Here is a 257-nt window from a genome sequence, read left to right on the forward strand (position 1 = left end):
CGCGATCGGCATCGAACTGCCCAACGCCAAGCGCGAGACGGTCTATCTGCGCGAGCTTCTGGCGAGCCAGGATTTCGAGAGCTCCAAGCACAAGCTCGCCTTGGGGCTGGGCAAGACCATCGGCGGCGAGCCGGTGATCGTCGATCTCGCCAAGATGCCCCATCTCTTGGTCGCGGGCACCACCGGCTCGGGCAAGTCGGTCGCGATCAACACGATGATCCTGTCGCTGCTCTACCGGCTCAAGCCCGAGCAGTGCC

The 257-nt window shown here is 64.6% G+C and carries 1 protein-coding gene; it reads left to right on the top strand.

The window, feature by feature from the left end:
- A partial coding sequence (locus AX750_RS16385; RefSeq protein ID WP_156462453.1) for an FtsK/SpoIIIE domain-containing protein occupies positions 1 to 257 on the top strand: 257 nt, incomplete at both ends.

The sequence above is a fragment of the Methylobacterium sp. CCH7-A2 genome (assembly GCF_001557075.1).
GTDB lineage: Bacteria > Pseudomonadota > Alphaproteobacteria > Rhizobiales > Beijerinckiaceae > Allobosea > Allobosea massiliensis.